Below are 14403 nucleotides of genomic sequence, written 5' to 3' on the forward strand. Positions count from 1 at the left end.
GTGAAAAGGTGGATCTTTTGCTAAATTTAATGATTAATGGACTTGCGACAGGTATGCTGATCTTTTTGCTAGCAGCAGGGTTAACGCTCATCTTTGGCCTGATGGATGTTTTGAACTTTGCCCACGGTGGCTTGTTTGCCTGGGGAGCATATAGTGGCGTGTGGGTGTACGGCATGACTGGAAGTTTTGTTATGGCGATCGTTGGTGCACTATTAACTGGGATTATCCTCGGCTATGTAACGGAACGGTTCATTATTCAGCCAGTGTATGGGAATCATGTCCAACAAATCCTTATCACACTCGGACTGATGCTTGTTCTATCGGAAATGTTGAAGGTCGTATTCGGACCTAATCAAATCGTAGCGTCACCACCCGATTATTTATCAGGAAGCTGGCAACTAGGTGATGTTGTCATCATTAAGTATCGTGCATTTATCATTCTTATCGGTGTACTCGTGTTTGCGCTCGTTCATTATGTTCTAAAGAACACTAAGATCGGCCTTACCGTAAGAGCGGGTGTTATGAATAAAGAGATGGTGCAGGCCCTTGGAATCAACATTAAAAAAGTTTTCATGCTCGTTTTCATGATTGGATCCGCGATGGCAGCTCTTGGTGGTGTGCTTTTAGCTCCATATTCAGGTGTTATTTATGCCGAGATGGGGATGGATTTTGCCATACTTGCCTTTATCGTTGTCGTAATTGGTGGAATGGGGAATTTTGTTGGCTCGCTTTTTGCAGCGATGTTGATCGGCCTATCAGGCGCCTTCATGACGTATTATGTTCCAGATCTTTCTCTCGCAGTAAATATGCTGTTGATGGCTGTCGTGCTCGTTGTTAAACCACAAGGTCTATTCGGTGCAAAGGGGTGAGTGAATGTTAAGGCAGCAGAACAAAAGTCCTGTATGGATACTCGTATGTAGTGCAGTTCTCGTTTTATTTCCGTTTATAAATGACTCTAGAAGCCTTATGATCTTATTTACTCAGATCTTTATCTTAGCGATTTTTGCAATGAGCTATGATTTACTCCTCGGTTACACTGGAATCGTTTCGTTTGGGCATGCGATGTTCTTTGGAATTGGTGCGTATTCGACCGGAGTGTTGCTGAGTCGATTCGAACCGACGATGCTTTCACTTCTTATTTCCATTGCAGTAGGTATGCTCATCGCTTCGATCGTTAGTTACCTCGTTGGATTACTGACTTTAAGGCTCAGCAATCACTTTTATGCGATGCTAACGCTTGCACTTGCGGGATTATTTCTTGTAGTAGCTGAAAAATGGCGCTCTCTCACTCTAGGAAACGATGGGTTTACCTTTCGAGTGCCGGATATAATGAGAGATCGTCTTTCTTTTTATATGATTTGTCTTATACTCATGGTCGCAGTTTTCTTCATTTTGCTTAGGCTTACGAATTCGCCGATGGGTAAAGTGCTCGTAGCGGTTCGTGAAAATGAAGCGCGAACGCAGTCGCTTGGCTTTCACACGATTCACTACAAGCTTATCTCAAGTGTTGTTGCAGGTATGATTGCAAGTCTCTCAGGTTCGTTGTACGTGTTGTCACTTCGTTTTGTAAATACGAGTGTTTTCGCACTCGATGTTACGTTAGATGCCCTTTTGATGACGATTCTTGGAGGAGTCGGAACGTTGATCGGTCCAATTATTGGTGCGGCGATCATCGAGGTTTCTCATCACTGGTTATCTGAGCTAGGAAAATCTTATGCCATTTTCGAGAGATGGATTATCTTCTTTGGAATCTTATATATCTTAGCGGTGATGTTCTTTCCAAAAGGCATCGTTGGATCGCTTAAAGAGATGAGGTGGAAGAAGCGGAAAACGAAGGTGAAGACTGAAAATAAGAATAAGCGAATGGCAGGGTAGGTGAACGCATGACGATTGGAATTGTAAGTTCAGGTGTTTATATTCCAGATTCGTATATTACAGGGATAGAAATTGCTGAAAAAGCAGGCTTACCAGTAGATGTAGTAGAAACAAAGTTAGGCATTAAAAGAAAAGCAGTTCCAGGAGATGAGGATCATACATGTGAGATGGGGATCTATGCTGCGGAAAGTGCTCTAAAGGAAGCGGGTATGAAGGGAAAAGACATTGACCTTGTCATCTATATTGGAGAAGAGTATAAAGAGTACCCTCTTTGGACGGCAGCTCTTAAGACGCAGGATGCCATCGGAGCACATCACGCGTGGGGGTTCGATGCTGCGCTGCGGTGTGGCACGACCATTATGGCTCTAAAACTTGCCAAAAGCTTGATGCTAACAGATGACGAGATCACGACTGTTCTTCTGGCGGGTGGATATCGAAATGGAGATCTCATCGATTACTCGAACGAACGCACACGCTTTATGTTTAATCTGGGAGCTGGTGGCGGTGCACTGATCTTACAAAAAGGTTATAAGAAAAATCGACTTATGGAGTCGCACATCATGACCGATGGTTCTTTCTCTGAAGATGTTTTTGTAACCGCGGGTGGTACGAAGAATCCGATTACGGTTAGAGAGTTAGAACTAGGGTCATATCGATTAGATGTTAATGATCCGGTCGGGATGAAGAAAAGGCTCGAACAAAAATCAATGGATAATTTCTTATCAGTTATTCGAAATTCACTCTATAAAAGTGGAAAAAAGGAATCTGATATCGATTATGTCGCGATGCTCCATATGAAACGATCTGCACACGATTATGTCCTAAGTGAGCTTGGTCTCACAGAAGAACATTCTATTTACTTGGAGGAATATGGACACATCGGACAAATCGATCAGATTTTATCACTGAAGCTAGCTGAAGCACAAGGAAAGATTAAAGCAGGTGATGTAGTCGTACTAGTATCTGCAGGAATTGGTTATGCATGGGGAGCAACAACGATAATATGGGGAAACGAGGAGGAAAATTTATGATTACAATACCAACTGTTCAGAAAGTCAGTCTTCCTAATGGAGAAGTGATGGGGTATCGAAAACGAGATGGGGGAGAAAAAACAATCTTACTCGTTCATGGCAATATGACGTCTTCAAAGCATTGGGATCTTTTCTTCGAAACATTTCCTGCTTCTTATACGCTGATTGCTATCGATATGAGAGGATTTGGCGAATCATCTTACAACAATAGAGTTGAGGGGATAGAGGATTTTGCTCAAGATCTTAAATTCTTTGTGGATGAGTTAGGATTAAACGATTTTACAATGATCGGGTGGTCCACTGGCGGAGCCGTTTGCATGCAGTTTGAAGCACAGTACCCTGGATATTGCGATAAGATCGTCCTCATTTCTTCTGCTTCGACAAGGGGATATCCTTTCTTTGGGACTCATTCAGACGGAACGCCAGATCCTAACCAAAGGCTGAAAACAGTTGACGATATAGAAAAAGATCCGATGAGAACGATCCCGATTCAACAGGCCTATGATACGGGCAATCGAGCGCTTCTAAAAACGATTTGGAACTCTCTTATCTACACCCACAATCAGCCTGAAGAGAAGCGTTATGAAGCTTATGTAGATGATATGATGACACAGCGAAATCTTGCTGATGTTTACCATGCCTTAAATACATTCAATATAAGCAGTGTGACAAATGGGTTAACTGAAGGAACAAATCAGGCTAAACTCATACGTATCCCTGTTCTCGTGTTGCGTGGAGAACGAGATCTTGTCATCTCAAAAGAAATGACAGAAGAAATCGTAGAAGACCTTGGTACGAATACCACGTTCAAGGAGTTGTCTGCATCCGGTCACTCCCCATTCATCGATGCTTGTGATCAGCTTACAACTATCATTACTGACTTTTTAGAGAACTAGGAGGAGTATTATGAGGTTGCAAGATAAGGTGGCTGTCATTACAGGAGGAGCGAGCGGTATTGGTTTAGCTGCGACAGAACGTTTTGCGAAAGAAGGCGCACGCGTTGCTATGCTAGATTTACAAGAGGAAATTGGCAAGCAAAAAGCGGAGGAATTACAAGCTGAAGGATACCGTGTTACGTTTTATCAGGTTGATGTATCAAAGGAAGATGATGTACAAAGGACGATAAACGATATCGCTGAGGTAAACGGAACAATCGATATCTTAATTAATAATGCCGGCATTACAAAAGACAGTATGCTGCATAAAATGAGCGGTGAAGCGTTTAAGAACGTGATGGATGTTAATGTGAATGGTGTTTTCTACTGCACCCAGGCCGCTGTGCCTTATATGGTAAAACAGGGAAAGGGAAAGATCATCAATACCTCTTCCGTAAGCGGAGTGTATGGAAATGTTGGTCAAACCAATTATGCTGCTTCAAAAGCAGCTGTCGTTGGAATGACCAAGACATGGGCAAAAGAATTGGGTGGCAAAGGCATAAATGTGAATGCAGTGGTTCCGGGCTTTACTGAAACAACTATGGTTGCGGCAGTGCCAGAGAAAGTAATCGAAAAAATGGTTGCGATGGTGCCTGTAAAGCGACTTGGTAAACCAGAGGACATCGCAAATGCATATTTGTTTCTAGCAAGTGAAGAAGCGGATTACATTAATGGAACGGCGCTTCACGTAGATGGTGGTATTATGATGTAATGTCTCATGCTTACGGTTGGGAGGGATGAAACGAAGTGGAATTGGATTGGATGGAACGACGAGCGAATCTATTCCCAAATGATTGCGCGTTAATCGATGGTGTTTCACGTGAAGAATGGACGTATAAGCAGTTGAATGATAAAGCTATACAGTTAGCGGCGTTTTTACAAAAGAACGATGTAGGGAAAGGTGATCGGGTTCTGGTGCTCGCTCATAATTCTCTCGACATGTTTGCATTGTTATTTGCGTGTAAAAAAACTGGCTCGGTAATTGTTCCAATAAACTGGCGTCTTTCTAATAAGGAAATAGCTGAGTTGGTCGAGGATTCTGACCCTTCCCTACTTATTTTTGATCGTCATACGAATGAACTTGCAAAGATATGTGTAGATCATATGCTGCTATGCGTCTCATTTGAGCAAGCGATGGTAAAGGATGGAATATGCCCCTTATCTCTCACAGAAGTGACTGAAGATGACCCGTGGATGATGATCTATACAGGTGGAACCACAGGAAAGTCAAAAGGTGCTGTCTTATCATATCGGTCGGTTAACTGGAATGCATTCAATACCGTGATGAGTTGGGGGTTAACGCAAAAAGAAACGACGTTAACCTATCTGCCTATGTTTCATACAGGAGGACTGAACGCACTCTCGATCCCGATATTAATGGCAGGAGGCACCGTGATCGTTGCAGACAAGTTTTCACCAGATGCTGCAATAACCTTATTGCATGACTTCAAGTGCACGATTGTTCTATTTGTTCCTACTATGTACCATATGATCGTGACAGATCCTATATTTGATCGTGTATCTTTTGATTCAGTCGATGTCTTCTTGTCAGGTGGAGCTCCTTGCCCGGAGTATATTTACGAAAAGTTTTCTGAGCGGGGACTCGCGTTTAAAGAAGGCTACGGATTAACGGAAGCAGGTCCTAACAACTTTTATATTCATCCAAGAGATTCTGCTGCTAAAAGAGGTTCAGTTGGAAAACCGATGTTATTTAACGAAGTGAAAATCGTTACTGAAAAAGGTGAGGAAGCCGGCTTTGGAGAAGTCGGAGAATTACTTATAAGGGGAAACCATATGTTTAAAGAGTATTTTCGTAATGAAGATGCTACGAGAAAAGCGGTACAAAATGGTTGGCTTCATACTGGAGATATGGCGAAGCGGGATCAAGATGGCGATTATTACATTGTTGGCAGAAAAAAAGAAATGATCATTTCAGGTGGTGAAAACATCTATCCAGTTGAAATCGAGAATGCCTTGCTTCGATACCCAGCAGTCGATGAAGCCGCAGTCATAGGCATAGAAGATGAAAAATGGGGACAAAAATCAGTTGCCTATATTTCATCACATTCACTAGTAGATATCGATCTTCTAAAGGCATTCTTAAAGCAATCACTCGCTGCCTATAAAGTTCCTATGGATATTCACGTGACAAAAGAGCTGCCTAAAACGTCTGTAGGTAAGATCGATCGAGTTAAGCTCGTGCAACAAGCCTGTAATCAAGTGAACGTCACAAACATGGACGTGTGATAAATAACATATATGAAGCGGACCCAAATTGGGTTCGTTTTCTTTGGTTGACTGCATAGACTCGTATAGCGAAAGGAGGAGAAGCGTGAAGAAAATAGCGTTTTTAATCATGATGCTCGGTTTACTTATGAATCTAGTTCCTGAAAACACTGCATTTGCATGTTCTTGTGCAAAGCCCAGTGTGGAAGAAGTTTTGGAAGACCCTAATACCGTCATTTTTTCTGGAGTGGTGAAAGGAATTGATGAAAGCAAAGGGTTGTTTACGGCGTCCACTGCAGATCCGGTTTCAGTTTCATTTCAAGTAGAAAAAACGTATAAAAATCTCGATCGATCGAGGGTACTCGTCTCAACAGCAAGAAGTTCGGCAAGCTGCGGATATGAGTTTGAAGAGGGGAAAGGATATTTAGTATACGGATATGAACGAGAAGGGTCCATCGAAACGAATTTCTGCACTCGGACAGTATCGTTATCTGAAGCAGGGGAAGATCTATTGGCTATAGGTGGAGGAGCCAATTCATCAGTCAAGGTTGAAGAGCCATTGGGCGAGAAAGACAGCGATTGGATCATCTGGATGATTTCTACACTCATCGTTATCATACTTGTGTTATACATACTAAAACGACGCATAAATCGAAAATAATTATCTACTAAAAAGTAATCTCTACCATGCATAGAGTTGCTTTTTTTTTATGGAAAAACCCTAGTTTCCCGGGTGGTTTTTATGTTTTCTTTCCTATGATATAGTTTGTGAGGTTTGATAGTTTGATAACGAAATTGAAAGGAGGAACCCTCATGCGTGAGCGATTGATAAGGTGGAGCTTTTTCTTTATAGGATTAGCTATTCTTGGGTTAGGGATTGCGATGACGATCAAAGGGAAAGCTTTTGGCATTGGTCCATGGGACGTTTTCCATTATGGGTTATATACGCAATTTGGATTAACGATTGGAACATGGTCCATCATCACAGGGTTCATCCTATTAGGCTTCACTTCTTTATATACGAGGAAATTACCAAAGTCAGGCGCTTTACTCAATATGCTTCTTCTAGGTATCTTTATAGACCTTTTCCTATTCATATTACCTGATCCTGTATCTCTTCTTTCTCAAGCAATATTCTTCTTGATTGGTTTACTTGTGCTTGGCTATGGAATTGGAGTTTATGTTGCGTCTGGATTAGGTGCCGGTCCAAGGGATGGAATCATGCTGCTTCTTGTTGAAAAAACAGGATGGCGAATTGACTGGGTACGAAATGGAATAGAAGTGACTGTCCTATTAGCAGGTTGGGCATTAGGTGGACCTGTGGGGATTGGAAGTATTGTGATCGCCCTATTATTGGGTAAAGTCATCGGCTATGCATTGCCACAATGTAAGTGGCTTCTCGCGGCTATCCTTTCATACGACAGTAATAGAGGAACACCATTCGTAAAGGAATCATCGCATTAACATGAAACTAGAATTCTTAATTGGATTCTAGTTTTTTTGATAGTGTTAAATCTGAATATTCTTTACTTTTGTAATCGTGCTTACAGTTATCGATTTCTAATTGTTTTATGATAAAAGTATCAAATGAAAGGATGTGAGGTTCAATGTCTGAAGTAGCAACGGCTAAAACTGTCTCCGAAGTCAGACCAACTTTCGCAAAATCATTAAAAGCATCATTGGTCGGTGGAATTGTAGCTGGAATTATTTTCGGTCTTCTTATGCAAATGATGGGTCGTATGGGCATGGTCGCAGGATTGATGGGAAGTGAGAGTGTAGCAGTGGGTTGGATCGTTCACATGGCGATCAGTATCGTCTTTGCCCTAGGATTTGGTGCAGCTGCAGTATTCACTTCGAAAACCTATCTTCTCGGTGTTGTTCATGGTATTGCGATTTGGATTATTGGTCCTCTTCTCGTAATGCCAGCGATGATGGGAATGGGAACGATGATCGGACAGGCGTTTACATCCGGGCAAATGATGAATCTAGGAACACATCTTATGTTTTCGCTTATTCTCGCATTCGTTTATAAGAAGGCTAGATAAGTTAAAAAATGTATTTAAGATCAAGCTAAGAAATCACACCTCATTCACAGGTGTGATTTTTTCGTGTCTAACCTTTTTGATAGTGTGTTTAAAGTGATTTTATTAAGTTAGTGTAAATTCTAAGGGGTGAAATTGCTTATTCAAAGTGGATGATTTATAATGATTCCGAAAATCAATATCGATTTTCGATATTGGGATTCTTGATGAGGAGGTATTACTTGGATAATAAAGTATTGAGAAAACTTTTCTTAGGCTTCATACAAATTCATATCTTGCACCATGCGAAAGAAGAAGCGATTTATGGGTCTTGGATGTTGGAAGAGCTGCATGAACACGGGTATGAAATTAGTGCTGGCACCCTATATCCTATCCTGCACAATATGGAAAAGGACCTGCTGCTGGATCGGGAAGATGTCAACGTGAATGGAAAGATTAGAAAGTACTATCGGATTACTGACAAGGGAGATTCTGTCCTTCAGGAAGCTCGAGCTAAAGCCTTTGAACTCTTTAAAGAAATTAAATGATTAGGAGAGAACGAATTGAGTCAAAAGAAGAATAAGATACAAACTCTTATAGAAATCTTATTTACATCTACAAAACTAGGATTAACTTCATTTGGTGGGCCGGTCGCGCACCTTGCTTATTTTAAGGATGAATATATCGATCGACGAAAGTGGTTAAATGAGAAAACCTATGCAGACTTGATCGCGTTATGTCAATTCCTTCCTGGTCCCGCAAGTAGTCAGGTTGGAATTTCTATAGGAATATTACGTGGGGGAATCCTTGGTGGAATTACTTCCTTTTTAGGTTTTACGCTTCCTTCCGTTATTGTTCTTGTCATTTTCGCATTACTATATCAAAACTTCACTTTGGCTGATGCGGGCTTTATTCATAGTCTTAAAATAGTAGCAGCCGCTGTTGTCCTACATGCCCTAATTGGCTTAGGTAAAAAACTTACACCAGATAAAAGCAGAATGGCCATTGCACTTGCTGCTGCCCTCATTATGTTGCTGTATCCTTCTGCATGGATTCAGATCATCATCATCCTATCAGCTGGAATGGTAGGCTTGACTTTGTTTAAAAATAAAGCAGAATCAAAGATTGAGCCTTTCCCCGTTAATATCTCGAAGAAGACAGGTATTATTTCGTTAACTGTTTTAGCAATTTCTCTTATTTCACTGCCTATCCTTGCAAAAGCAGTTAACAATCCGTTACTGGATATTTTTGATATCTTCTTCAGAGTAGGTTCCTTAGTCTTTGGTGGCGGTCATGTAGTATTGCCTATGATCGAACGAGAGCTTGTCCCTCATGGCCTTCTGTCTCCAGATGAGTTCTTAGCGGGATATGGTATGGCACAGGCCGTTCCGGGCCCATTGTTTACTTTTTCTAGTTATCTCGGGACGATGATGGAAGGGGTAACGGGAGCAGTTGTCGCTACCATAGCTATTTTCCTACCATCTTTTCTACTTATTATTGGAGCATTACCGTTCTTAAGTGAATTACGTAAGCGGGCTTCTTTCCAAGGCATATTAATGGGAGTTAACGCCAGTGTGGTAGGGATTCTATTGGCGGCTTTCTATGATCCAGTCATTGAAAGTTCCATCTTTGACGGTTCTGATTTTGCTTTAGGTGCTATCCTATTTGCTTTGTTAACGATTTGGAAAGTGCCAGCGTGGCTTATCGTTATTTTAGGTGTAGTTGGAGGAGTTATTCTGAATTTATTAGGTTTCTAAATAGATCAAAAAGTCGAGCCCTCATCTTTTTAGTGAGGGCGTTTATCTTTATAGGGGTATATATTGATGAAGGAGGAAAACAGAATGAATGAACTACTGTTAGTCTCCCTTTTTGTGTTTATATTATCTATTTTCTATAAGTCTCTCGTTTCCTTTTATTTATGGAGTACCCTGGATAGCTTGATAAAGATAAAATAACTCATCGTTCTTCAAAAGTTTTGGTACAGGGTATAAAGGAATTGTTTCAGCTTGTGCATGCTTTATCATTTTAGGAAAATCTTGATCTAGAATTCCCTCAATTTTATTCGGAATATCCATCTTCGCATTCATTTCTTCAATCGCTTCAATAAACAAGTTGGCTTTTCGCTGTAAGGATTCTCCTTTACCGATTCCGACTACATCTGCAAGCTCTGCTAACGAATGTTGCACTGCTTCTCCATAATATCTAAGCACATGTGGCATAATGACTGCGTTAGCTAATCCATGTGGTACATCGTAAAATCCACTTAGCGTATGTGCGATGGAGTGAACATACCCTACATAAGAGCGCGTAAATGCGAGGCCAGCAAAATAAGATGCTTGCTGCATTTGTTTACGTGCTTCTACATTGCTTCCATTCTCGTACGCTTCATATAAATTCTCGAAAATCAGCTTCACTGCTTTTGTGCAATAGCTACGCGTTTCAGCTGTTGTACTTTTCCCAATATACGCTTCAACAGCGTGCGTCAATGCATCCATCCCAGTCATAGATGTTATATGTTTTGGCAGTCCAATCGTTAACAGCGGATCTAACACGGCTACGTGTGGAATGAGGGAATGATCATTAATCGCAAACTTCTCTTGTGTTTTTTTATTTGAGATGACAGCCGCTAACGTTCCTTCACTACCTGTACCTGAAGTCGTTGGTACTGCATATAATGGAGGAATTTTCTTTCGTACTTTAAGGACGCCTTTAAGTTGTGTGACTGACTTATTTGGACGTGAAATACGCGCAGCAATGGCTTTTGCACAATCAATAGGAGAACCACCACCAAAGGCAATTATGCCTTCACATCCTTTAATTTCATAAACTTCGCGTGCTTCTTCCACATTTTCTATCGTTGGATTTGGGACGGTTTTGTCATAGATTGTATAAAGAATGCCTGCTTCATTCAACTTTTGTAGTAGAGGCTCCATCAAACCAATTTTTGTAATTCCAGCATCCGTTACAATGAGTACATTTTTAACCCCTTTTTCTGTTAACTTAGGAGGAAGGTCAAGTACACTATCTTCTCCTTCTAATAGATCCGGTACTCGCCAGGGCATAGCAGGTGATAGGATTCGAAGAACTCGTTGATAACTACGAGCATAAAGTTTTATCATTTGAAAAACCCCTCTTCATTGTTTTCCTTTTGATTTTAGCTCTTTCTTCTTATAATAGAATTCTTTTAGAGATATCTGAGAATTACTGCTGTAGTTGAAGAATAAACGAAACTATTGGTCTTTTTCATACTTGAGCCAATTAATACGATAGATGAGATACTGAACGGTAGCTTAGGTATTTAATAGAGTAAGTTTAGTACATGGCAGTTTACTTATAAAATATAAGGGGTTTTTGCATTGAAGAAGTTGGTGAAATCTGATGTTGTAAGCTTGATTGCCGCACTTTTGTTTTTGGTGAGCTTGTTTATTTATGAACGATCGTAATCAGCAGTTCGTTAGAAGTCCTTTGAAGGGAATCATCCAGTATTACTTCTTACATTGCTCATAGCGACTTTTAAGGATTTATTCAAAGAAAGAAGATAGATCCTAACTGAATTTTTCCTGCACTTCTAAGTAAACATTAATCCCTCTATATTCGTTTAACAAGAGAACGGTTGATCTATGATGAAAAACTAACAAGTTTGTTTTAAATAGGGAGGTAAAGTGTTTATGGTCTACATTATACAGTACATTTTCTCAGTTTTTATGGTTTTCTTTTCTGGTTTTGTAACGTGGTATGAAGGTAGCGAACTTAGGGATAAGCCATGGGAATGGGGTTATTCAGCAATTTTTTCGAAAATAATGAATGGCAAAGTAACAGTGGAAAATGATATTTCAGGTTTAGATCATTTTATTTATGCTGCTAAATTTAAACCAGTGTTTCCATTACTATTTACTATAAGTCTTCTTTACTTATTGATAGTAATCGCTTGGAATTTACTCCGATCTAATATGAATTTATTGGTAATCTTTCATAGTGCTCTAGGTGGAAGTTTATTAGTGTTGAGTCTGTTAATCGTTGAATCGCCAACAATGGGGCTTAACTTGTTTACATGGTTTTTTGTCGTGACTGGAATCTTAAACTTTTTTATTGCAGTTATTCTAAGGGTGAGAGTAAATTATGTCTCAATGGCCTAATTGCAACTTTGGTTAGAAACTAGTTCAAAAGAATTAGTTAGAGGGAATTTTTTATCTGTATCGAAAATATAAGAATAAGTGTATTTCACAGGTAAACCTTTTGGCTTAATCAGGTTCTATTAAAAAGATTCTAGTTTAACAAAAGGTGCTACTCATTAAGGAGAGGAAGGTAAACAGCAGGAGTAAACATCTCAACATTCATACATCGCTTCCTCTTTTGGAAATCAAAATTAATCGAGGAGGAGATGCTAAATGCAAGCGCTCACATATAAAGATTCATTTCAATTCCTAGATTTCTTTGAAGCAAACAGTCAATCCTTCACAGAAACGCTACTCCAAGAAGCGGTTAATGTTAAAGATAAAATTAATGAAATACTTAGAGTAGGCAATATTGACCTTGTTTCAAATGCTCACACACTCGTTGTTTATATCATTGAGCAAAATGATCAGGATCTTCATGCTTTTGCGGTAAAAGAAGGAATTGCCTGGGCAACGCATTCTCTTGCGATCTCGTTTAAATTAGAATGGGTGCAAGCAATACGACGAACATTATGGGTGTATTTTCAAAAGTATACGGAATTAGAACGTAATGATACTGGCATTCATTTTTTTGAAATGGAGAAACAAATAAACAACCGAGTGGACCATTTTCTGAATTCCTTCTTTATTAGTTATACAGAATACAAAGATTCACTTATAAGGGCACAAAAGGAACAAGTTGAAAATCTATCAGTGCCAATCATTCCGATCAACGATTCAGTAAGCATTCTCCCTTTAATCGGAACAATGGATGCGCAGCGAACCGAAATCCTTGAGGAGAAAGTATTAACTGCAATAAGCGAGATGCGTATCCACACATTGATTATGGACTTATCTGGAATTGCTGATATCAATCGTGATGATATTTACCGTTTGGTTCAAATTGTTGATGGAGCTTCACTGATGGGATGTACCACTGTTATAACCGGATTAAGAAAGCTAGTTGTAATGAAAATAACAGAGCTTGGGATTAAGTTAAATGAGGAAATTAAAACATTAGGAACTTTACAGCAGGCATTGAGACAATATTTTACTGCTTAATGGTAGCTTTAAGGTCTGATTTGATACAGGCGAATTCTTATGTAATCCTACTTTTCCAAGAGGTTGAAATGGTAGTCTTCAAGCACTAGTGGAGCAAAAAATCATGCTTGTTTAATTTTTACGTTAATGTAGTTAATTCGTTGTAATCAATAAAAATCCTATATGGAGAGTCATTAAATTGGAAAATATCATTCGTGAATTTAGTTGGGTTGGAAGTCAGTCTAATTTTGTAGATAACATTACTGTTAGTAGTATTGAGCACATATCCTTAGGGCGTTTTGGTGGAAATTCTGAAGCAGGTCAGTATAAGAACGAAGATGGTTGTTTGATCTGGGTAGATAAAGAAGCTGGGTGGGAGTTTACTGTCATTTTAGATGCGCATAATTCAGCCGAAAGTGCAGAATTAGTAGTAGAGCAATTTTTGAAGTGGAAGGCAGAACTACAGCAGATTTTATCGCTTCCATCCGAACAAACTATGAAAAGGCTACATGATACAATGCTAAATCTATTCCAAGAGGAAACGTTTCTAAAGGATTGTAAAAACGTGCAAGGTGAAACAGCCTGTTTGATCGTTTTAAGAAAAGAAAAGTATGTATGGTGGTTTTCAATCGGTGATTGCCTTTCGTTTGTGTTTCATCCTGAACTTGCTCGTCTTGGTCAGTATCAACTAAACCAACGTCAATTTTATGAGTGGATTGGCCAGGTTAATACATTTGATCAAGTTATTCCTTGTTATAGTAGCGGTGTAAGAGAATTAAGAAAAGGTGTAAATCGTATATTCTTAACAACTGACGGTCTGCTTGAATGCCCTAACGAACCATTCTCTGTTCCTAAAAATATTTATGATATGATGAGCGATTCACAGGTTGATGAGGGAATGACAAGATTATTGGAAGTCATCAAGAAGAATCATGTTAGAGATAGTACAACCATTATTTCTTGGGATGTAAAGATTACTGATGAAGTAACAAATCCAAGTGATCTGTGAACACCTTTATCTTGTAGATAACGAGAGCTCATTCTTTAATAGGAGGAGCTCTCTTACTTATGAATTCACAGGTTAATAAAAAGACTAATCGTAGTGAGTGAAAGGATACGC

General features: G+C 39.7%; 15 protein-coding genes. 14 read left to right on the plus strand and 1 reads right to left on the minus strand.

The annotated features are described in order from the left end of the window. Nucleotides 1–8 precede the first annotated feature (8 nt). The 11 genes from ACXAEY_RS05025 (at nucleotide 9) to chrA (ending at nucleotide 9845) form a co-directional block, all read left to right on the plus strand. Nucleotides 9–869, plus strand: a complete 861-nt coding sequence (locus ACXAEY_RS05025) for a branched-chain amino acid ABC transporter permease (protein WP_270179730.1) — start codon at nucleotides 9–11, stop codon at nucleotides 867–869. A 4-nt stretch (nucleotides 870–873) separates the two neighbouring features. Next, nucleotides 874–1875 carry a branched-chain amino acid ABC transporter permease gene (locus tag ACXAEY_RS05030; RefSeq protein WP_474810756.1) on the plus strand — a complete coding sequence of 334 codons (1002 nt, stop codon included), beginning with the start codon at nucleotides 874–876 and terminating at the stop codon, nucleotides 1873–1875. Nucleotides 1876–1883: 8 nt separating this feature from the next. Next, complete coding sequence (locus tag ACXAEY_RS05035; RefSeq protein ID WP_474810757.1) at nucleotides 1884–2906, plus strand: 3-oxoacyl-ACP synthase; 1023 nt, start codon at nucleotides 1884–1886, stop codon at nucleotides 2904–2906. After that, entirely contained in the window at nucleotides 2903–3802 is a 900-nt protein-coding gene (phaZ, locus tag ACXAEY_RS05040) for an intracellular short-chain-length polyhydroxyalkanoate depolymerase (protein ID WP_474810758.1), read from the plus strand. The genes ACXAEY_RS05035 and phaZ overlap by 4 nt, the downstream gene beginning before the upstream one ends. Before the next feature lie 10 nt (nucleotides 3803–3812). Next, on the plus strand, nucleotides 3813–4553 hold the full coding sequence (gene fabG, locus ACXAEY_RS05045) for a 3-oxoacyl-ACP reductase FabG (RefSeq protein WP_474810759.1): 741 nt from the start codon (nucleotides 3813–3815) through the stop codon (nucleotides 4551–4553). 35 nt (nucleotides 4554–4588) lie between these two features. Next, on the plus strand, nucleotides 4589–6088 hold the full coding sequence (locus ACXAEY_RS05050; RefSeq protein ID WP_474810760.1) for a class I adenylate-forming enzyme family protein: 1500 nt from the start codon (nucleotides 4589–4591) through the stop codon (nucleotides 6086–6088). An 85-nt stretch (nucleotides 6089–6173) separates the two neighbouring features. After that, nucleotides 6174–6728, plus strand: a complete 555-nt coding sequence (locus ACXAEY_RS05055) for a hypothetical protein (RefSeq protein WP_474810761.1) — start codon at nucleotides 6174–6176, stop codon at nucleotides 6726–6728. 152 nt (nucleotides 6729–6880) lie between these two features. Then, complete coding sequence (locus ACXAEY_RS05060; protein ID WP_270179724.1) at nucleotides 6881–7531, plus strand: YczE/YyaS/YitT family protein; 651 nt, start codon at nucleotides 6881–6883, stop codon at nucleotides 7529–7531. A 143-nt stretch (nucleotides 7532–7674) separates the two neighbouring features. Further along, nucleotides 7675–8112, plus strand: a complete 438-nt coding sequence (locus ACXAEY_RS05065) for a hypothetical protein (RefSeq protein WP_474810762.1) — start codon at nucleotides 7675–7677, stop codon at nucleotides 8110–8112. Nucleotides 8113–8330: 218 nt separating this feature from the next. Next, nucleotides 8331–8636: a PadR family transcriptional regulator gene (locus tag ACXAEY_RS05070; protein ID WP_270179722.1), complete on the plus strand. Its 306-nt coding sequence runs from the start codon at nucleotides 8331–8333 to the stop codon at nucleotides 8634–8636. Between the two features lie 15 nt (nucleotides 8637–8651). Beyond that, on the plus strand, nucleotides 8652–9845 hold the full coding sequence (chrA, locus tag ACXAEY_RS05075; protein ID WP_474810763.1) for a chromate efflux transporter: 1194 nt from the start codon (nucleotides 8652–8654) through the stop codon (nucleotides 9843–9845). Nucleotides 9846–10004: 159 nt separating this feature from the next. Here chrA and ACXAEY_RS05080 read toward each other — a convergent pair whose 3' ends face one another. After that, complete coding sequence (locus ACXAEY_RS05080; RefSeq protein ID WP_474810764.1) at nucleotides 10005–11207, minus strand: iron-containing alcohol dehydrogenase; 1203 nt, start codon at nucleotides 11205–11207, stop codon at nucleotides 10005–10007. A gap of 549 nt (nucleotides 11208–11756) precedes the next feature. Here ACXAEY_RS05080 and ACXAEY_RS05085 point away from each other — a divergent pair. The 3 genes from ACXAEY_RS05085 to ACXAEY_RS05095 all read left to right on the plus strand — a co-directional run bounded on the left by ACXAEY_RS05085 (nucleotide 11757) and on the right by ACXAEY_RS05095 (nucleotide 14292). Then, nucleotides 11757–12224 (plus strand): DUF4306 domain-containing protein, encoded by a 468-nt coding sequence (locus ACXAEY_RS05085; protein ID WP_474810765.1) that lies wholly within the window; start codon nucleotides 11757–11759, stop codon nucleotides 12222–12224. 252 nt (nucleotides 12225–12476) lie between these two features. Next, a complete protein-coding gene (locus ACXAEY_RS05090; RefSeq protein WP_270179717.1) occupies nucleotides 12477–13304 on the plus strand; it encodes an STAS domain-containing protein in 828 nt (275 codons plus the stop codon). Between the two features lie 178 nt (nucleotides 13305–13482). Further along, nucleotides 13483–14292, plus strand: a complete 810-nt coding sequence (locus ACXAEY_RS05095; protein WP_474810766.1) for a protein phosphatase 2C domain-containing protein — start codon at nucleotides 13483–13485, stop codon at nucleotides 14290–14292. Nucleotides 14293–14403 lie beyond the last annotated feature (111 nt).

It is taken from the genome of Anaerobacillus sp. ABA4_114 (genome assembly GCF_056159065.1).